This window comes from Serratia sp. CY52157 (assembly GCF_052168495.1).
Classification (GTDB): Bacteria; Pseudomonadota; Gammaproteobacteria; order Enterobacterales; family Enterobacteriaceae; genus Serratia; species Serratia ureilytica.
Map to the genome: position 1 here is coordinate 372,850 of NZ_JBJNMO010000002.1, position 17,811 is coordinate 390,660.

Here is a 17,811-nt window from a genome sequence, read left to right on the forward strand (position 1 = left end):
CTGCAATTGTGGTATTTCATGACATGATTTTCCCCGGCTGGTCCGGGGATTTTTTTTCCCGCTGTACGGCGGGCATAAAAAAACCGCCTCAAAATGAGGCGGTTTTTCATAGCCGGTCAGGGCTTATTTCTTGTCGTGCAGCGTTTCGTCTTCGCGACAGTCACCGGTTTCACAGTGGCCGTACAGGTACAGACTGTGGTTGGTGAGCTTGATGCCGTGCTGCTTGGCGATGTCACGCTGGCGCACTTCGATGGATTCGTCGCTGAATTCGATCACTTTGCCGCAATCCAGGCAAATCAGGTGATCGTGGTGATGCTGTTGGGTCAGCTCGAACACGGACTTGCCGCCTTCGAAATTGTGACGTGTCACAATGCCCGCATCGTCAAACTGGTTCAGTACGCGATAAACCGTCGCCAGCCCGATCTCTTCGCCCATATCAATCAGTTTTTTGTACAAATCTTCCGCACTGACGTGATGGCATTCCGGATTTTGCAGTACTTCCAGGATTTTGAGTCGCGGAAGCGTGACTTTTAAGCCGGCCTTCTTCAATGCGATGTTGTTGTCGGTCATGCGAATTCAGTCCTGTTACTATGCTAATCAAGTTGAGGCGTACTCGCCTGTGGCATCGGTCGGCACAAAGAGTTAATGCGTCTCATTATAGAACCGGTTGTACTAAATGGAAACCGCCGGTTGTTAACAAAGATATAATTGCACTATTGCATGTTTTGCATGCAACGCCTTGATGGATGGGATAAACCGATATCTCAGTCTACCGTGACGGGGTGGGAAGTTACAAATCTGTAGCTTCTATCGCAGCAATCCCTGTTGCCGATGACGGCCCTGTCGGCACACTATGCACTTTACAGGGCCTTTGTTCAACCTTTCGCCAGTCCCGGCGTTTAGCCGACGATATCGGCCAGGCTCAGCTCTTCGACGATCTGTTTGACCCAGGCGTCGACACGCTCGTTGGTCAGCTCCGGCTGACGGTCTTCGTCGATCGCCAGACCGATGAAGTGGTTGTCGTCCGCCAGGCCTTTGGAGGCTTCGAAGTGGTAGCCTTTGGTCGGCCAGTGGCCCACGATGGCCGCGCCGCGCGGTTCGATGATGTCGCGGATGGTGCCCATCGCGTCACAGAAATATTCCGCGTAGTCTTCCTGGTCGCCGCAGCCGAACAGCGCCACCAGTTTGCCGTTGAAATCGACTTCTTCCAGCGTCGGGAAGAAATCGTCCCAGTCACACTGCGCCTCACCGTAGTACCAGGTTGGGATGCCCAGCAGCAGGATATCGAACCCTTCCAGGTCTTCTTTGCTGCTTTTAGCGATGTCATGCACTTCAGAGACGTCGTCGCCAAACTGTTTCTGGAGAATTTTCTGGATCATTTTGGCAATGTTTTCGGTATTGCCAGTGTCGCTGCCAAAGAAAATGCCTACAGTAGCCATATCGCGTATAACCTTTAAATTCAAGTAATTGCATTACTCGATGCCAGCACTGCCGCCGCTGACGCCGATTAAAATGATGCCATGGCAAGAGCCGTTCGCCGCGGGGGGCGGGGCGCCGACAGGCGCAGTCTCTTACCGGTAAATGCGTATCATGCCAGAAAGTGGCGCCGGGGTTTTATCGCATTTATGCGATGCCGGAGATGAAGAAAAGCGTGCCGATCCGGCGTTGTCCTTAACGCCGTGCCGCGCGTGCGGCCGAAGAGATCAATGTTCCGGCTGTTCTTCCGCCAGTTGCGCCAACAGCATCTGCTCGATGAGTTCGCTGCGGCTGATGTTGCGCTGTTCCGCCAGTTTGTTCAGGGCGTCCACCGCATCCGCGTTGATTTTCAGCTCTACGCGCCGCAATCCACGCACTTTATCGCGCCGTAACTGATTGCGCTTATTGATTCTAAGCTGTTCATCGCGGGAAAGCGGGTTGGTTTTCGGGCGCCCCGGACGGCGTTCATCTGCGAACAGATCCAGCGTCGTGCGATCCGTTTGTTCTTTTGCCATAGGTAGCGGTACTGCAAGGGAGTTTGCATCAAAAAGCGCTCTCACGCTTCCGGAGGCATCGGTTAACACACTTCGGGCCAATAAACCCTAACCCAAATTCACCCCCGACCCGGCGTTCGCGAACGCGCTGGCGCGGCGGCAAAATTATAGCGCGCCATATTACCCCAGCAGATGGAGCGGCGACAATGCCTAACTGCGGGCTAAACGCGCTAAGCCGTTATCTTTAGCGCGTTTTTTCGCCAGGTGAGCGTGTTTTTCAGGCTTCGTCGAGGAAACGGTGGATGGCGCGCAGCACCGCCTCCGGTTTTTCGGCGTGCACCCAATGGCCGGTGCCGGCAACGACGTGCGCGCGGGCCTGCGGGAACTGGCGGGCGATGTCCGCACGGTAGCTGTCCTGCACGTACGGCGACAGGCCGCCGCGAATGAACAGGGTCGGGTGCGGCCAGGCCGGCACGTCCTGCCAGCCGGTGATGTCATCATAGCGCTCAATCAGCACCGGCAGGTTGAAGCGCCATTCGCCGTTATGGAAGGATTTCAGCAGGAACTGGATCACGCCTTCTTCCTGCAGGTAATCGCGCATCAGCTGGGCGGCGGCCTGGCGCTGGGTGATGCCGGCGGCGCTGACGGCCTTCAGGGCGGCGAAAATCTCGTCGTGACGTCGGGTCTGGTAATTCACCGGCGCGACGTCGATGACGATCAGCTTGGCGACGCGCTCGGGTGCGATGGCGGTCAGCGCCATCGCCGCTTTGCCGCCCATCGAATGGCCGATGACGATCGCTTTCTCAAGCCGCAGTTCGTCGAGCAGCTCCAGCAGATCCTGCGCCATCGCGGGGTAGTTCATCTCGTCGGCGCGCGGGGAGAGGCCGTGGTTGCGCAGATCGACCTTAATTACGCTGTGACGCTGATGCAGATCGCGCGCCAGCACGCCCAGGTTGTCCAGATTGCCGAACAGCCCGTGGATCAGCAGCACCGGCAGCGCGTCTGACTCGGCGGCCAGCAGTTGATAATGTAATTTCATGGCGAAGTTCATACTGAGAGAGATTCAGATTAGGGTATCATGATTGAATCGCACGATGAATCATGCGGAATTTTCGCGGCGCGGGCTTGGCAGTGCCGGCTATAGGTATTAGTCTGCATTTGCCGTCCGGAGGCACATTGTTGTGTTCGCCCCAGCGCTTTTAACCTTATAATCCCATGGCTTGAATGCAGGATCTGGCTTCAGGTTCTAAGTAGAAAAAACAGTATTGGATAAAGATGAAAACTATTGAAGTCGACGAAGAGCTTTACCGTTATATTGCCAGCCACACGCAACACATCGGTGAAAGCGCGTCCGATATTTTACGCCGCATGTTGAAATTCACCGCCGGTCAGCCGGTGCGCGCGTTGCCTGCCGCCAGTGCGTCGCCGTCCGTCGAAGCGGAAAAAGCGGCGCCGGTTCAGCGCCCGCGCGATCGCGTACGCGCCGTGCGTGAACTGCTGCTGTCGGATGAATACGCCGAGCAGAACAAAGCGGTCAACCGTTTCATGCTGGTGCTGTCCACGCTGTATACCCTCGATGCCGCCGGTTTTGCCGCCGCCACCGAGGCGTTGACCGGCCGTACCCGCACCTATTTCGCCGGCGATCAGCAGACCCTGCTGGCCAACGGTACGCATACCAAGCCGAAGCATGTGCCGGGCACCCCTTACTGGGTGATCACCAATACCAATACCGGCCGCAAACGCAGCATGATCGAACACATCATGCAGGCGATGCAGTTCCCGGCGGAACTGATCGAGAAAGTTTGCGGTACCGTCTAATTTAGCGAACAGCCCGTCATGATGGCCGTGCGCGACGTATTTGCCCGGTCACCGACAGGGATGAGGGAGATATGTCGATGGCGAATAATCCACGTGCCGGGCAGCCCGCCCGTCAAAGCGATCTGATCAACGTAGCCCAGCTGACGTCGCAGTACTATGTGCTGCAACCGGAAGCCGGCAATGCCGCACATGCGGTGAAGTTTGGCACCTCCGGCCACCGCGGCAGCGCGCAGCGCCACAGCTTCAACGAAGCGCACATCCTCGCCATCGCTCAGGCGATCGCCGAAGTTCGTCATCAGCAGGGCACCAGCGGCCCGTGCTACGTGGGCAAAGACACCCATGCGCTGTCCGAGCCGGCCTTTATTTCCGTGCTGGAAGTGCTGACCGCCAACGGCGTCGATGTGATCGTGCAGGAAAACAACGGCTTCACGCCAACGCCGGCGGTATCGCACGCCATTTTGTGCCACAACCGCCGCGGCGGCGCGCAGGCCGACGGCATCGTCATTACGCCGTCCCACAATCCGCCGGAAGACGGCGGCATCAAATACAATCCGCCGAACGGCGGCCCGGCTGACACCAACCTGACGTCAGTGATCGAAAAGCGCGCCAACGAACTGCTGGCGCAGCAGCTGAAAGGCGTGCAGCGTCAGTCGCTGGACAAGGCCTGGAACAGCGGCCACCTGCACGCCAAAGATCTGGTGCAGCCTTACGTCGAAGGGCTGGTGGAGGTGGTCGACATGCCGGCCATCCAACGCGCCGGCCTGAAGCTGGGCGTGGATCCGCTCGGCGGTTCCGGCATCGCCTATTGGCAGCGGGTGGCGGAACACTACAAGCTGGATCTGACGCTGGTGAACGATTCCATCGATCAGACGTTCCGCTTTATGCACCTGGATCACGACGGCATCATCCGCATGGACTGCTCGTCGGAGTCGGCGATGGCCGGCCTGCTGGCGCTGCGCGACAAATTCGATTTGGCGTTCGCCAACGATCCGGATTACGACCGCCACGGCATCGTCACGCCGAAGGGTCTGATGAACCCGAACCACTATCTGGCGGTAGCCATCAACTACCTGTTCCAGCATCGCCCGCAGTGGGGCGCCGATGTTGCGGTAGGTAAAACGCTGGTGTCCAGCGCGATGATCGATCGCGTGGTGGCCGATCTGGGCCGCAAGCTGGTGGAAGTGCCGGTCGGCTTCAAGTGGTTCGTGGACGGTCTGTTCGACGGCAGCCTGGGCTTTGGCGGCGAAGAGAGCGCCGGGGCCTCGTTCCTGCGCTTCAACGGCCAGCCGTGGTCGACCGACAAAGACGGCATCATCATGTGCCTGCTGGCGGCTGAAATCACCGCGGTAACCGGTGAGAACCCGCAGCATCACTATGACGATCTGGCCAAGCGTTTCGGCGCGCCAAGCTACAACCGCATCCAGGCGCCGGCAACCCATGCGCAGAAAGCGGCGCTGTCCAAGCTGTCGCCGGAGATGGTCAAGGCCAGTACGCTGGGCGGGGACCCGATCATCGCACGTCTGACCGCAGCGCCGGGCAACGGCGCGTCGATCGGCGGCCTGAAAGTGATGACCGACAACGGTTGGTTCGCGGCTCGTCCTTCCGGCACCGAAGAGGCTTACAAGATCTACTGCGAGAGCTTCCTCGGGGCGGAGCACCGCGAGAAGATTGAGCACGAAGCGGTCGAGATCGTCAGCGAAGTGCTGGCTTCCGCCAAGTAATCACTTTTCTTGATTGATAAAAAGCGCTGTTTTTACAGCGCTTTTTTTATGGGCGCTATTTAGATATATCTTTTTCACGGCACGCGCTTGCGCATTTAGATATATCGATCTAGATTAGCGCTATCGATGCTGTTTAGATATATCTAAACAACCTCGTATTGATGTTCCCTACTAAAGCGAGGTCTCACCTTATGTTTCATCGATTAGGTTTACACCGGCATCATCATCACCATGAATGCGAAGAGGGCCGTCGTCATCGCGGCGGGCGCCATCACTTCGGCGGCGAAGGCGAAGAGCACGGCCGGGGTGGGCGCGGCGGCCGGGGCGGGCGTCATCGTCTGTTCGAACACGGCGATCTGCGCCTGGTGCTGCTGGCGCTGGTGGCGCGCAAGCCCAGCCACGGGTACGAATTGATCAAGGCGATCGAGGAAGCGTCATCCGGCCTGTACGTGCCGAGCCCGGGGGTGATTTACCCCACGCTGACGCTGCTGGAAGAGCAGGACTTCCTCGAACCGCTCACCACCGGCAACGGCCGCAAAAGCTACCGCATCACCGCGGCGGGCGAGAGCGAGCTGCAAAAGCATCAACAGGTGGTTGAGGTCATTCTGGCGCGTCTGGCGGGCGCCGGCCGCGAGCGTCATCGGCACGGCAACCTGGCGGAAGGCATCTACGACGCCATGAACCGTCTGCGTAGCCTGCTGCGCGGCAACGTGATGCGCGCCGATCTCACGCCGCAGCAGGTGGAGCGCATCAACGCCGCGTTGCTGACCGCCGTGGCGGCGATCGAAAGCGAAATGCAGATTCAACCTTCGCAACAGGAGAATAACTGATGCCCGGCCACCGTTTTAACATTATCGTTGAAGCCCTGAGCGATCGCCAGGGCAATCCCGTCGAGAAAGCGCCGCTGAGTTTTGAAGTGAGCAACCACGACGATATTCTCGAGATCGTCGAACGCATTCGGGCGCGTGACGATCTGAACTTCGGCCCCGAGCAGAGCGCGGCCTTTGCCGTGGGGTTGAAGCTGTTCTCCGAAGTGATGATCGAAAACCGCAAACACCCGGTGTTCGCTCCGCTGCGCGAGGCGTTTAAGGAATTTATGGTCGGATTGAAGAAGGGCCCGGCGGCGTAAAGGCGCGGCAAACCGCGCCCACCGGGGTTAAGGCATGAAGCGATAGCCGACGCCGGTTTCGGTCAGCAGGTGTTTGGGCCGGGCCGGATCGGCTTCAAGCTTCTGCCGCAAATGGCCCATGTAGATGCGCAGATAGTGGCTGTGCTCCACGTAGTTCGGCCCCCAGACGTGGCTCAACAGCTGGCGTTGGGTGATCACCTTGCCGGCGTTGGCCAGCAGCTCCGCCAACAGGCGAAACTCGATCGGCGTCAGATGCAGATCTTCGTCGTTGCGCAGCACCCGGCGATTCACCAGATCGACGGTAATCGCCGAAAAGCTCACCAGCGGGCTTTCCTGTTGGTTAGCTGAGTGGCGGCGCAGCGCGACCCGCACCCGCGCCAGCAGCTCACCGATGCCGAACGGCTTGCTGAGGTAGTCGTCGGCGCCGGCGTCCAGCGCGGCGATCTTGTCCTCTTCGGCGTTGCGCGCCGACAGCACGATCACCGGAATGGCGCTCCACTGCCGCAGATCGCGGATGTAGCTCAGCCCGTCGCCATCCGGCAACCCCAAATCCAGGATGATCAGATCCGGTTTGCGCGTGCCGGCCTCAATCAGCCCCCGCTGCAGCGTTTCACTTTCAAACACCCGCAGGCCTTCGCTCTCCAGCGCGGTGCGCACGAAGCGGCGGATCTCTTTTTCATCTTCAACAATCAGAATGTTGGTTGGCGTTATGCTCACGTTTCCCCTGCGTTGATTACAGATCGAAGGCGTCGCCGTCGATCTCGGGCGGTTTTTCCAGCGGCAGCACGAAGCGGAAGCTGGCGCCGCCGTTGGCGCCGTTTTCCGCCCAGATGCGGCCGTCATGCACTTCAATAATGGCACGACAAATCGCTAACCCCAAGCCGACGCCGGGGATCGCCGACTCTTTATTGCCGCGTGAAAACTTGTCGAAAATCAGCTGCAGCTGATCGGCGGGGATGCCGGGGCCGTTATCCCAGACCTCGACTTCCAGCCACTCGGGCAGCGTGCGGGCGCGAATGCCGATGGTGGCCTCGGCGCCGGCGTATTTATTGGCGTTTTCCAACAGGTTGGTGAACACCCGTTCCAGCAGGCTGCCGTCGCAGTTGACCAGGATCTGTTCCGGCGGCAGCTCGACCTCGATTGGATGCTGGCTGAGCAGCGGCTCCAGCATATGCAGCGAAGCGCCGACGATCTCTTCCAGCGACTGCCACTCTTTACGCAGACTGAAACCGCCAGACTGGATGCGCGCCATATCCAGCAGGTTGTTCACCAGCCGGGTGGTGCTCAGCACCTGCTGGCGGATCTGGCTGGCCTGGGTGGCGTGATTGGAACCTTCGGCCGCCAGGTCCAGCGTGAGAATTTCCGCCTGGCCGAACAACACGGTCAGCGGGGTGCGCAGATCGTGCGACAGCGCCGCCAGCAGCGAGTTGCGCAGCTGTTCGCGTTCGGCGTCCAGCTTGGCTTCTTCGGCGCTGCGCGCCAGGTGCAGCCGTTCCAGCGCGCTGGCGATCAGCACTGCGAAGGTTTGCAGCAGCCGCTGTTGTTCCGGCACCATCAGCTGGCGCAGGTTGTTGGGTTCGATCGCCAACAGGCCGAAGGTCTGTTTGGGGGTATTGAGCGGCAGCAGTTGGTAAGGCACGCCGGGCAGGGTGTCGGTGCCGGCGCCGGCCGGCAAGCCTTTATCGAAACTCCAGCGCGCGATGGCTTCGTCTACCGACAGCAGCCCGCCTTCCTCGCCGATCATTTGCTGCAGCCGGCCGTCTTCCTGCGGCAGCAGCAGCACGGTTTTCGCCTGGAAGCTGCTGGAGAGGAAATGACGGCTGGTGTTGGCGATGTCGGCCACGGTCAGCGCGCGGCTCAGCCCGCGTGACATTTCGTACAGATGGCGCGCCCGCTGCTCGCGATAGCGCGCCACCCGGGCCTGATAACGCACCCCGGCGGTCAGGTTGCCGATGATGATGCCGACGGCGAGCATCACGCCGAAGGTCAGCAGATACTGCATATCGCTGACGGCGAACGACCATTCGGGCTGAACGAAGAACAGATCGAAACTGGCGACGTTGATCACCGCCGCCAGCACCGATGGCCAGCGGCCGAAGAACAGCGCGACGATCGCCACGCCGAGCAGGTAGACCATCACCAGGTTGGCCTGATCGAAGCCCGGCAGCAGCCACTGCGAGAGCAGGGTGATCTGCGCGCACAGCGCCACCGCCACCGCGCAGCCGCGCAGCTGCATGCGCCATTTCTCATTGAAGCTGCGGCCGTCGTGCTCCTTGCCCGGCGGCGGCTGTGCGGCGTCGCTGTCCAGCGCGACGATCACCAGATCGAGATCCGGGCCCAGCCGGCCGAGGCGATCGGCGAAACTGCCGCGCAGCTTCCAGCGCTGCTCGCTGCGGCGGCCGATGATGATTTTGCCGAGGTTATGCTCGCGGGCGTAGCGCAGCACTGCGCGCTCTTCGGACGGATCGGCCAGGGTGGCGGTTTCGGCGCCCAGCTCCTGCGCCAGCCGCAGCGCGCGCAGAATGGCGCGGCGCTGGTTTTCCGGCAGCCGGTGCAGCTTGGGGGTTTCCACGTAGACCGCATGCCAGTGGCAGCCGAGCCGCGCCGCCAGCCGGGCGGCGATGCGCACCAGCTTTTCGTTGCCGCTGTTGTGGCCGACGCATAGCAGAATGCTGTCGCGGGTGTGCCACACTTTCTCGCGTCCCTGGGTGTCGCGAAACTCGCGCATCTGGTCATCGACCCGATCGGCGGTGCGGCGCAGCGCCAACTCGCGCAGGGCGATCAGGTTGCCTTTACGGAAAAAATGCTCGATGGCGCGCTCGGCCTGACCGGGAATATACACTTTGCCTTCGTGCAGCCGTCGGCGCAGATCGTCCGGCGGCAGATCGACCAGCACCACTTCGCTGGCCTCGTCAAACACGTGGTCGGGCACCGTTTCGCGCACCCGCACGCCGGTCACGCCGCCCACCACGTCGTTCAGACTTTCCAAATGTTGTACGTTGACGGTAGTCAGCACGTCGATGCCGGCGTCCAGCAGCTCTTCCACATCCTGCCAGCGTTTGGGGTGGCGCGAACCGTGGGCGTTGCTGTGCGCCAGTTCGTCCATCAGGATCAGCGCCGGATGGCGCGCCAACGCGGCGTCGAGGTCGAATTCCTGCACCAGTCGCCCGCGATGCTGGATGCGCTTTTGCGGCAACAGCGCCAGGCCGTCGAGCAGGGCGGCGGTCTCGCTGCGGCCGTGGGTTTCCACCACGCCGACCAGCACGTCCAGCCCCTGGGCGCGCAAACGCTGGGCCTCCTGCAGCATGGCGTAGGTTTTGCCCACGCCGGCGCAGGCGCCGAAGAATACCTTCAACCGGCCGCGCGGTTTTTCATTGGCCAGCGCCAGCAGGCTATCGGGATCGGGACGCTGCTGTTCTTCTTCGACCATGACAATTCCTTGTGTTACCAAGCAAAAAGGGGTTCGGCATGCCGAACCCTATCACTATGCTGAATACGGCGCGTTACTTCAACGCATCCAGCGCCAGGTTCAGCTTCAACACGTTGACCACCGATTCGCCCATGAAGTTGGGCGTGGCCCGATCGGTGTTGTCTTCGATCAGTTTGGCGACCTGTTCCGGCGGCAGATGACGCGCCGCCGCGACCCGCGCCAGCTGATACCGCGCCGCAGCGGTCGAGATATGCGGATCCAGCCCGCTGCCGGAGGCGGTCAGCAGATCCACCGGGATCGGGCCGTTCATGGCTGGATTGGCCTGGCGCAGCTGCGCCGCGCGTTCGGCGATAGCCTTATCCAGCGCCGGGTTGGTGGCCGCCAGGTTGCTGCCGGCGGAGGCCAGTGGATTATAGGCTGAATCGCCGGTCGCCGACGGGCGGCCCCAGAAATAGTCGGCGCGCGTGAAGTTCTGGCCGATCAGCGCGGAGCCGACCGCTTTGTCGCCCTGGTATAGCAGCGAACCGTTGGCCGCGCCCGAAAACAGCAGCTGCGCCAGCCCGGTGGTCAGCAGCGGATAGGCGATGCCGGTGATCAGCGTCAGCAGGATCAACATCACCAGCGCAGGTCGTAAATACGTCATGTTCATTTCCCTCAATGGTTAACCGGCGACGTGCAGCGCGACCAGGATCAGGTCGATCAGTTTGATGCCGACGAACGGCACCAGCAGACCGCCGACCCCGTACAGCCACAGGTTGCGGCGCAGCAGAGCCGCGGCGCTCATCGGTTTGTAGCTCACCCCTTTCAGCGCCAGCGGGATCAGAAACACGATCACCAGGGCGTTGAAGATCACCGCCGACATGATGGCGGAGGCGGGGGAGTGCAGGTGCATCACGTTCAGCGCGTTCAGCTGCGGATAGGTGGCCGCGAACGCCGCCGGAATGATGGCGAAGTACTTGGCCACGTCGTTGGCGATGCTGAAGGTGGTCAGCGAACCGCGCGTCATCAGCATCTGTTTGCCGATATGCACCACTTCGATCAGCTTGGTCGGGTTGGAATCCAGATCGACCATGTTGCCCGCCTCTTTGGCGGCCTGGGTGCCGGAGTTCATCGCCACCGCCACATCGGCCTGCGCCAGCGCCGGGGCGTCGTTGGTGCCGTCGCCGGTCATCGCCACCAGACGGCCTTCCGCCTGATACTGGCGGATCAGCGCCAGTTTGGCTTCCGGCGTGGCTTCCGACAGGAAGTCGTCCACCCCGGCTTCGGCGGCGATCGCCGCCGCGGTCAGCGGGTTATCGCCGGTGATCATCACCGTTTTGATGCCCATCTTGCGCAGCTCATTGAAGCGCTCTTTGATGCCGCCCTTGACGATATCCTTCAACGCCACCACGCCCAGCACCCGGGCGCCTTCCGCCACCACCAGCGGCGTGCCGCCGGTGCGCGCCACGCTTTCCACCAGATCGTCCACCGCCCGCGGGAAGTGCCCCTGATTGGTTTCGACGTGACGGCGAATGGCGTCCACCGCGCCTTTGCGGATCATGCGCTCCTGCACGTTGACGCCGCTCATGCGAGTCTGGGCGGAGAAGGGCACGAAGGTGGCGTTCAGCGCCTGCAGATCGCGCTCGCGCAGGTTAAAGCGCTGTTTGGCCAGCACCACGATGCTGCGGCCTTCCGGCGTTTCGTCCGCCAGCGAAGCCAGCTGCGCGGCGTTCGCCAGCTCTTGTTCTTTCACGCCCGGCGCCGGCAGGAACTCCGAAGCCTGACGGTTGCCCAGCGTAATGGTGCCGGTTTTATCCAGCAGCAGCACGTCCACGTCGCCGGCGGCTTCCACCGCGCGGCCGCTGGTGGCGATCACGTTGGCGCCGAGCATGCGGCTCATCCCGGCCACGCCGATGGCGGACAGCAGGCCGCCGATGGTGGTGGGGATCAGGCAAACCAGCAGCGCGACCAGTACGGTGATGGTGACCACGCTGCCGCTGCCGGCCGCCTCGACGCTGTATTGCGAGAACGGGAACAGGGTGGCGGTGGCCAACACGAACACGATGGTCAGCGCCACCAGCAGGATGGTCAGCGCGATTTCGTTCGGCGTTTTGCGGCGTTTGGCGCCTTCCACCATGGCGATCATGCGATCGAGGAAGGTTTCCCCTGGGTTGACGCTGCACTGCACCACCAGCCAGTCGGACAGCACGCGGGTGCCGCCGGTGACCGAGGAGAAGTCCCCGCCGGATTCGCGGATCACCGGGGCGGATTCCCCGGTGATGGCGCTTTCATCCACCGAGGCGCCGCCCTCCAGCACTTCGCCGTCGCACGGAATGGTGTCGCCGGCTTCCACCAGCACGATATCGCCTTTGCGCAGGTTCTCGGCGGCCACTTTCTCCGTGGCGCCGTCGCGGCGCGGGCCGGCCAATTTTTTCGCCCAGCTGGTTTTCTTGGTGCCTTTCAGGCTTTCCGCCTGGGCCTTGCTGCGGCCTTCGGCCAGCGCCTCGGCGAAGTTGGCGAACAGCACGGTGAACCACAACCACAGGGAGACGCTGCCGGTAAAGGCGGCGGCGCCGTCGGTTTGGCCGGCGAGGATCGCCAGCCAGATGGCGGTGGTCAGCAGGCTGCCGATATACACCACGAACATCACCGGGTTGCGCCATTGAACGCGAGGGTCCAGTTTTTTCACCGCATCGATCAGCGCGGTGCGCACCAGAGCCGGTTCAAACAGCGCGCGTTGTTTGCGAGTCATCTCTTATTCTCTCTCTGTGACGTCTGTTAGTTTGCCAACCAAAGTTGCAAATGCTCGGCCACCGGGCCCAGCGCCAGCGCCGGCACGAAGGTCAGCGCGCCCACCAGCAGCACGGTGCCGATCAGCAGGCCGATAAACAGCGGCCCATAGGTCGGCAGGGTGCCGTTGCCCGCTGGCTGGCGTGGCTTGGCGCTCAGCGAACCGGCGATCGCCAGCACCGGCAGGATCACCCCGAAGCGGCCGACGAACATGGCGAAGGCCAGCAGCAGGTTGTAGAACGGCGTATTGACGCTCAAGCCGGCGAAGGCGCTGCCGTTGTTGTTGGCGGCGGAGGACAGGGCATACAGCACTTCGCTGAAGCCGTGGGCGCCCGGATTGAGGATGCCGGCGCGGCCCGCGTCGGTGCCGATGGCCAGCGCGCTGCCCAGCAACACCAGCGTCGGCGTGACCAGGATCGCCAGCGCGGTCATCTTCATGTCGTAAACGTCGATTTTTTTGCCCAGGTATTCCGGGGTGCGGCCGATCATCAGGCCGGCGATAAACACCGTCAGCAGCACGAACAGCAGCATGCCGTACAGGCCGGAGCCGACGCCGCCGAACACCACTTCACCGATCTGCATCAGCCACATCGGCACCATGCCGCCCAGCGCGGTAAAGGAGTCGTGCATGGCGTTGACCGCCCCGCAGGACGCGGCGGTGGTCACCACCGAGAACAGGCTGGTGGCGAGAATGCCGAAGCGCGACTCTTTGCCTTCCATATTGATGTTGCTGTCGGCGCCCAGCGCGCTCAGGTGCGGGTTGCCCGCCAGCTCGGCGTACATCACCACCACCACCGCCACCACGAAGATCAGCGCCATCGCCCAGATCAGCGCGTGGCCCTGACGGTTTTCACCGGCCAGTTGTCCGAAAGAGAAGCACAGCGCGCAAGGGATCAGGAAGATGGCCAGCATCTGCACGAAGTTGGTCAACACGGTCGGGTTTTCGAACGGGTGCGCCGAGTTGGCGCCGAAGAACCCCCCGCCGTTGGTGCCGAGCATCTTGATCGCTTCCTGCGAGGCGACCGGCCCCATCGGCAGCGTCTGCTGCGCGCCTTCGAGCGTGGTGACGTGCAGGTAAGGCAGGAAGTTTTGCAGCGTGCCCTGGCTGACGAAGAACAGGGCGATCAGCAGCGCGATCGGCAGCAGCACATACAGCGTGATGCGGAACAGATCGGCCCAGGCGTTGCCGACGGTCTTGCCGGCGCGGCGGGTAAAGGCGCGGATCAGCGCAAAGGCCACGGCGATGCCGGTGGAGGCGGAAACGAAGTTCTGCACCGCCAGCCCGGCCATCTGGCTGAAATAGCTGAGGGCGCTTTCACCGCTGTAGGCTTGCCAGTTGGTGTTGGTGACGAAGCTGACGGCGGTGTTGAGCGCCAGATCCCAGGAGAGGCCAGGGAAGCCTTGCGGGTTGAGCGGCAGCGAGCCCTGCGCCATCAGCAGGGCGAACAGCAGCGCCAGGCCGAGCAGGTTAAACGCCAGGATCGCCAGCGCGTACTGCCACCAATTCATCTCGGTGGGGCGGATGCCGCAGGCGCGCCAGACGCCGGCTTCCACTGAGCGCAGCGCAGGCAGCGGCTCACCTTCGATCAGGCGCGCCATAAAACCGCCCAGCGGCCGGGCCAGCAGCAGAAGCACCAGCAGAAAACTGGCGATCAGTAAAAAGGCTGAAGCCGCCATCAGAAATCCTCCGCGTTAAACAGGGCGTAGACCAGATAGGCCAACAGCAGCAGAACCAACAGCGCACCACCAATAACGCTGAAACTCACGGGACACCTCCAGAGGTGTTGTTTTTGATAGAGGCAGTGTAGGGAGCGGGGTAGAAAGAAGATGAAAAAATCGCGCAGGCGGGTGTAAAAAAAGTATAAAAATGGCTGAAATTTCAGCAAAAATTGAGCATTTCAACCAGCAGGTTGGCGGCGAGATTGCGCCTGATGAGTGAATAAGCAAGGGCAGCGGCGTGGAAGCAGGAACCGGATAATAACCACAACGTAACCAATGTTAAGTTAAAAATTAACTTGGTTGTAACAAAATTACGAATCGCCGCGGTGATTAGCGATTTTTTGTGCGATTTAGTGGTCGGATGAGTAGTAAACTTTCATCAAGTGCGCTAAAATTTTGTCCAGTTACCAAATTACCGATTGTTCATTTGATACGCCCACGCCGTTTTCCCTGACAAATCAACGGCAGGCGTTTTTAAGGAGGTTCGCATGTCTACGACCTATCACGCTTATTCACTGCATCGGATTCTCCTGCGCCGCAGCGCAGTGGTGATCGCGGGCATTTTGGCCCTGCCGGTGATGCTGTTCCGCAGCGATCGCGGGCGTTTTTACAGCTACCTGCACCGCGTCTGGTCAAAAACCAGCGATAAGCCGGTCTGGCTGCAGCAGGCGGAACTGGCGTCCTGCGACTTCTACTGAGTCACTGCCGACTCACGAACAACCCTCGCCCTGCGGCGGGGGTTTTTTTATGCCCCAAGCCCGCTGCCGTCAAGCGCAAGGTCGTATTTGGCAAGCCATTCTTCTACACTTTCCTCATCGACCAACACCACGAGAGAACGGTATGAGTGACAAGATCCCTATCGGCATCAGCGCCTGTTTACTGGGCGACGCGGTGCGTTTCGACGGTGGCCACAAGCGGCTGGCCTTCGCGGTGGAACAGTTGGCGCCCTATGTGCGCTTTGAGCCCGTATGCCCGGAAATGGCGATCGGCCTGCCCACGCCGCGCCCGGCGCTGCGCCTGGTGAAACAGGCGCAGCCGTGGCCGGCGATGCGCTACAGCAACGACGCCGGCGTGGATCTGACCGAGGAGATGCGCAGTTTCTCCGCGCAGCGCGTGGCTGCGTTGCAACACCTGTGCGGCTATATCGTCTGCGCCAAGTCGCCGAGCTGCGGCCTGGAGCGGGTGCGGGTCTACAGCGAGAACGGCAAGGACTCGCGTAAAAACGGCGTCGGGCTGTTTACCGCCGAGCTGCTGCGCCAGATGCCGTGGCTGCCGGTGGAAGAGGATGGGCGTTTGCAGGATGCGGCGCTGCGGGAAAACTTTATCGAGCGAGTGTACGCGCTGTATGAGTTGAACATGCTATGGCGTCAGGGGCTGACCCGCGGCGGGCTGATCGCGTTTCACAGCCGCTACAAGCTGTCGCTGCTGGCGCATTCGCAGCCGGCGTACCGCGAACTGGGGCGTTTCGTCGCCGACATTCATCGCTGGGACTCGCTGGAAGACTTCGCCGTGGAGTACCGCAGCCGCCTGATGGCGCTGTTGGCGCACAAGGCGACGCGCCGCAACCATACCAACGTGCTGATGCACGTGCAGGGTTACTTCCGCCGCCAGCTCAGCGCGGCGCAGCGCCAGGAGCTGGCGCACCTGATCGACCGCTACCGGCAGGGCATGCAGCCGCTGCTGGCGCCGATCGCCTTGCTTAAGCATTACATGGCGGAATACCCCGACAGTTATTTGGCGGAACAACGCTATTTCGAACCTTATCCGGAGGCGCTGCGTTTGCGTTACGGCCATTGATTGACAAGGGAATTTTATGACCACGCATCTGGTCTGGTTGCGTAACGATCTGCGTATCACCGACAACAAAGCGCTGCACGCTGCCTGCAGCGATCCCAAAGCCCGGGTGCTGGCGGTGTTTATCGCCACCCCGCAGCAGTGGCGGGAACATGAGATGGCGCCGCGGCAGGCGGCGCTGATCCACGCCAGCCTGCGGGCGGTACAGCAGGCGCTGGCGCAAAAGGGCATTGCGCTGCATTGCCATGCCGGCACGGACTTTGCCGCGTCGATCGACTGGCTGGCGGAGTATTGCCGGCGAGAGCAGGTGGACGCGCTATTTTACAACCGCCAGTACGAACTGAATGAACGGCGACGCGATGCGCGGCTGGAGCAGCAGTTGAATGGACGGGTAACGTGCCACGGTTTTGATGACAGCCTGCTGTTGCCGCCGGGCAGCGTGCTAACCGGCGGCGGCGAGATGTACAAGGTTTATACACCGTTTCGCAACGCCTTTATTCAGCGCCTGACTGAGTCCGACGTGAGCTGCCTGTCGGCGCCGAAGATCCGTGCCGATGGCGCGTTGCCTGCGCCTGAGGCGCCGGCGGCGTTCGATTACCCCGCGGCGGACATCGGGGATGACTATCCCGCCGGCGAGGAGGCCGCGCTGCAGCGGCTGCGCGCCTTTTGTCGTGAGCAGGTGCAAGATTACCTTCGGCAGCGCGATCTGCCCGCCATCGCCGGCACCAGCAGCCTGTCGCCCTATCTGGCGATCGGCGCGCTGTCGCCGCGCCAGTGTTTTAACCGCCTGCGCGCCGAATGCCCGCAGCTGCTGGAAGATCGCGAGAGCGGCGCTTTCGCCTGGCTGAACGAGCTGATTTGGCGCGAGTTCTATCGCCACCTGCTGGTGGCCTATCCCGAGCTGTGCCGCCATCGTCCCTTTATCGCCTGGACGGACAAGGTGCGCTGGAGCGCTGACGCGGCGAAGCTGCAGGCCTGGCAGCGGGGCGAAACCGGCTATCCGATCGTCGATGCCGCCATGCGCCAACTGAACGCTACCGGCTGGATGCACAACCGGCTGCGCATGATCAGCGCCAGTTTTCTGGTGAAGGATCTGCTGATCGACTGGCGCGCCGGGGAGCGCTATTTCATGTCGCAACTGCTGGACGGGGATCTGGCGGCCAATAACGGCGGCTGGCAGTGGGCGGCCTCCACCGGCACCGACGCCGCGCCGTATTTCCGCATCTTTAACCCGACCACCCAGGGTGAACGTTTTGATCCACAAGGCACTTTCATCCGTAAATGGTTGCCGGAACTGGCGGATGTGCCCGACAATGACATCCATTACCCCCACCGCTGGGCGGAAAAGCAGCGCCGTACGCTGAACTACCCGCTGCCGATCGTCGATCACAAACAAGCCCGCGTGGAGACGTTGGCGGCGTTCGAGGCGGCGAAACGGGGAGAGTCTTGAGGCAACTGCAA

At 61.6% G+C, this 17,811-nt stretch carries 17 protein-coding genes; 7 read left to right on the plus strand and 10 right to left on the minus strand.

The window, feature by feature from the left end; translation table 11 throughout:
* Positions 1-123: 123 nt before the first annotated feature.
* The 4 genes from fur to ybfF all read right to left on the minus strand — a co-directional run bounded on the left by fur (position 124) and on the right by ybfF (position 3,021).
* On the minus strand, positions 124-570 hold the full coding sequence (gene fur / locus ACJ8IP_RS11465; RefSeq protein WP_019454058.1) for a ferric iron uptake transcriptional regulator: 447 nt from the start codon (positions 568-570) through the stop codon (positions 124-126).
* A 329-nt stretch (positions 571-899) separates the two neighbouring features.
* Positions 900-1,439 carry a flavodoxin FldA gene (fldA, locus tag ACJ8IP_RS11470; RefSeq protein WP_004939938.1) on the minus strand — a complete coding sequence of 180 codons (540 nt, stop codon included), beginning with the start codon at positions 1,437-1,439 and terminating at the stop codon, positions 900-902.
* A gap of 264 nt (positions 1,440-1,703) precedes the next feature.
* Positions 1,704-1,991: a LexA regulated protein gene (ybfE, locus tag ACJ8IP_RS11475; RefSeq protein ID WP_004939936.1), complete on the minus strand. Its 288-nt coding sequence runs from the start codon at positions 1,989-1,991 to the stop codon at positions 1,704-1,706.
* Between the two features lie 256 nt (positions 1,992-2,247).
* A complete protein-coding gene (gene ybfF, locus ACJ8IP_RS11480; protein ID WP_080273370.1) occupies positions 2,248-3,021 on the minus strand; it encodes an esterase in 774 nt (257 codons plus the stop codon).
* 224 nt (positions 3,022-3,245) lie between these two features.
* Here ybfF and seqA point away from each other — a divergent pair, with 224 nt between their 5' ends.
* The 4 genes from seqA (at position 3,246) to ACJ8IP_RS11500 (ending at position 6,638) form a co-directional block, all read left to right on the plus strand.
* Positions 3,246-3,788, plus strand: coding sequence for a replication initiation negative regulator SeqA (gene seqA, locus ACJ8IP_RS11485; RefSeq protein WP_033651164.1), 543 nt, complete (start codon positions 3,246-3,248; stop codon positions 3,786-3,788).
* Positions 3,789-3,865: 77 nt separating this feature from the next.
* Positions 3,866-5,509, plus strand: coding sequence for a phosphoglucomutase (alpha-D-glucose-1,6-bisphosphate-dependent) (gene pgm / locus ACJ8IP_RS11490; protein WP_164107201.1), 1,644 nt, complete (start codon positions 3,866-3,868; stop codon positions 5,507-5,509).
* Between the two features lie 191 nt (positions 5,510-5,700).
* Entirely contained in the window at positions 5,701-6,339 is a 639-nt protein-coding gene (locus tag ACJ8IP_RS11495) for a PadR family transcriptional regulator (protein ID WP_164107202.1), read from the plus strand.
* A complete protein-coding gene (locus ACJ8IP_RS11500; protein ID WP_072628180.1) occupies positions 6,339-6,638 on the plus strand; it encodes a DUF3861 domain-containing protein in 300 nt (99 codons plus the stop codon). Before ACJ8IP_RS11495 ends, ACJ8IP_RS11500 begins: the two co-directional genes overlap by 1 nt.
* 27 nt (positions 6,639-6,665) lie before the next feature.
* On the opposite strand, the gene kdpE is transcribed toward ACJ8IP_RS11500, so the two are convergent.
* The 6 genes from kdpE to ACJ8IP_RS11530 form a co-directional block, all read right to left on the minus strand.
* Positions 6,666-7,355 carry a two-component system response regulator KdpE gene (gene kdpE / locus ACJ8IP_RS11505; RefSeq protein ID WP_016928747.1) on the minus strand — a complete coding sequence of 230 codons (690 nt, stop codon included), beginning with the start codon at positions 7,353-7,355 and terminating at the stop codon, positions 6,666-6,668.
* Between the two features lie 16 nt (positions 7,356-7,371).
* Positions 7,372-10,068 (minus strand): two-component system sensor histidine kinase KdpD, encoded by a 2,697-nt coding sequence (gene kdpD / locus ACJ8IP_RS11510; protein WP_442524401.1) that lies wholly within the window; start codon positions 10,066-10,068, stop codon positions 7,372-7,374.
* A 73-nt stretch (positions 10,069-10,141) separates the two neighbouring features.
* Positions 10,142-10,711, minus strand: coding sequence for a potassium-transporting ATPase subunit KdpC (gene kdpC, locus ACJ8IP_RS11515; RefSeq protein WP_197849821.1), 570 nt, complete (start codon positions 10,709-10,711; stop codon positions 10,142-10,144).
* Positions 10,712-10,729: 18 nt separating this feature from the next.
* Entirely contained in the window at positions 10,730-12,799 is a 2,070-nt protein-coding gene (gene kdpB, locus ACJ8IP_RS11520; RefSeq protein WP_164057449.1) for a potassium-transporting ATPase subunit KdpB, read from the minus strand.
* 26 nt (positions 12,800-12,825) lie between these two features.
* On the minus strand, positions 12,826-14,514 hold the full coding sequence (gene kdpA, locus ACJ8IP_RS11525; RefSeq protein ID WP_164107205.1) for a potassium-transporting ATPase subunit KdpA: 1,689 nt from the start codon (positions 14,512-14,514) through the stop codon (positions 12,826-12,828).
* The gene (locus ACJ8IP_RS11530; RefSeq protein WP_016928742.1) at positions 14,514-14,603 is read right to left on the minus strand and encodes a K(+)-transporting ATPase subunit F; all 90 of its coding nucleotides are present in this window, start codon (positions 14,601-14,603) and stop codon (positions 14,514-14,516) included. The genes kdpA and ACJ8IP_RS11530 overlap by 1 nt, the downstream gene beginning before the upstream one ends.
* A gap of 441 nt (positions 14,604-15,044) precedes the next feature.
* Between ACJ8IP_RS11530 and ACJ8IP_RS11535 the strand changes: the two genes are divergently transcribed.
* From ACJ8IP_RS11535 to phrB, 3 genes are all read left to right on the plus strand, one after another.
* Positions 15,045-15,254 carry a YbfA family protein gene (locus ACJ8IP_RS11535; protein ID WP_004939916.1) on the plus strand — a complete coding sequence of 70 codons (210 nt, stop codon included), beginning with the start codon at positions 15,045-15,047 and terminating at the stop codon, positions 15,252-15,254.
* Between the two features lie 142 nt (positions 15,255-15,396).
* The gene (locus ACJ8IP_RS11540; protein ID WP_033651168.1) at positions 15,397-16,353 is read left to right on the plus strand and encodes a YbgA family protein; all 957 of its coding nucleotides are present in this window, start codon (positions 15,397-15,399) and stop codon (positions 16,351-16,353) included.
* A 16-nt stretch (positions 16,354-16,369) separates the two neighbouring features.
* Positions 16,370-17,800, plus strand: a complete 1,431-nt coding sequence (phrB, locus tag ACJ8IP_RS11545) for a deoxyribodipyrimidine photo-lyase (protein WP_442524402.1) — start codon at positions 16,370-16,372, stop codon at positions 17,798-17,800.
* Positions 17,801-17,811: the final 11 nt, after the last annotated feature.

What these genes read in the sequence shown, in the direction of transcription:
- pgm (WP_164107201.1), top strand. Translation starts at nt 3,866, where the DNA reads ATGGCGAATAATCCACGTGCCGGGCAGCCCGCCCGTCAAAGCGATCTG.
- ACJ8IP_RS11535 (WP_004939916.1), top strand. Translation starts at nt 15,045, where the DNA reads ATGTCTACGACCTATCACGCTTATTCACTGCATCGGATTCTCCTGCGC.
- ACJ8IP_RS11540 (WP_033651168.1), top strand. Translation starts at nt 15,397, where the DNA reads ATGAGTGACAAGATCCCTATCGGCATCAGCGCCTGTTTACTGGGCGAC.
- ybfF (WP_080273370.1), bottom strand. Translation starts at nt 3,021, where the DNA reads ATGAACTTCGCCATGAAATTACATTATCAACTGCTGGCCGCCGAGTCA.
- kdpA (WP_164107205.1), bottom strand. Translation starts at nt 14,514, where the DNA reads ATGGCGGCTTCAGCCTTTTTACTGATCGCCAGTTTTCTGCTGGTGCTT.
- ybfE (WP_004939936.1), bottom strand. Translation starts at nt 1,991, where the DNA reads ATGGCAAAAGAACAAACGGATCGCACGACGCTGGATCTGTTCGCAGAT.
- kdpD (WP_442524401.1), bottom strand. Translation starts at nt 10,068, where the DNA reads ATGGTCGAAGAAGAACAGCAGCGTCCCGATCCCGATAGCCTGCTGGCG.
- kdpB (WP_164057449.1), bottom strand. Translation starts at nt 12,799, where the DNA reads ATGACTCGCAAACAACGCGCGCTGTTTGAACCGGCTCTGGTGCGCACC.
- fur (WP_019454058.1), bottom strand. Translation starts at nt 570, where the DNA reads ATGACCGACAACAACATCGCATTGAAGAAGGCCGGCTTAAAAGTCACG.
- seqA (WP_033651164.1), top strand. Translation starts at nt 3,246, where the DNA reads ATGAAAACTATTGAAGTCGACGAAGAGCTTTACCGTTATATTGCCAGC.
- ACJ8IP_RS11495 (WP_164107202.1), top strand. Translation starts at nt 5,701, where the DNA reads ATGTTTCATCGATTAGGTTTACACCGGCATCATCATCACCATGAATGC.
- kdpC (WP_197849821.1), bottom strand. Translation starts at nt 10,711, where the DNA reads ATGACGTATTTACGACCTGCGCTGGTGATGTTGATCCTGCTGACGCTG.
- phrB (WP_442524402.1), top strand. Translation starts at nt 16,370, where the DNA reads ATGACCACGCATCTGGTCTGGTTGCGTAACGATCTGCGTATCACCGAC.
- ACJ8IP_RS11500 (WP_072628180.1), top strand. Translation starts at nt 6,339, where the DNA reads ATGCCCGGCCACCGTTTTAACATTATCGTTGAAGCCCTGAGCGATCGC.
- fldA (WP_004939938.1), bottom strand. Translation starts at nt 1,439, where the DNA reads ATGGCTACTGTAGGCATTTTCTTTGGCAGCGACACTGGCAATACCGAA.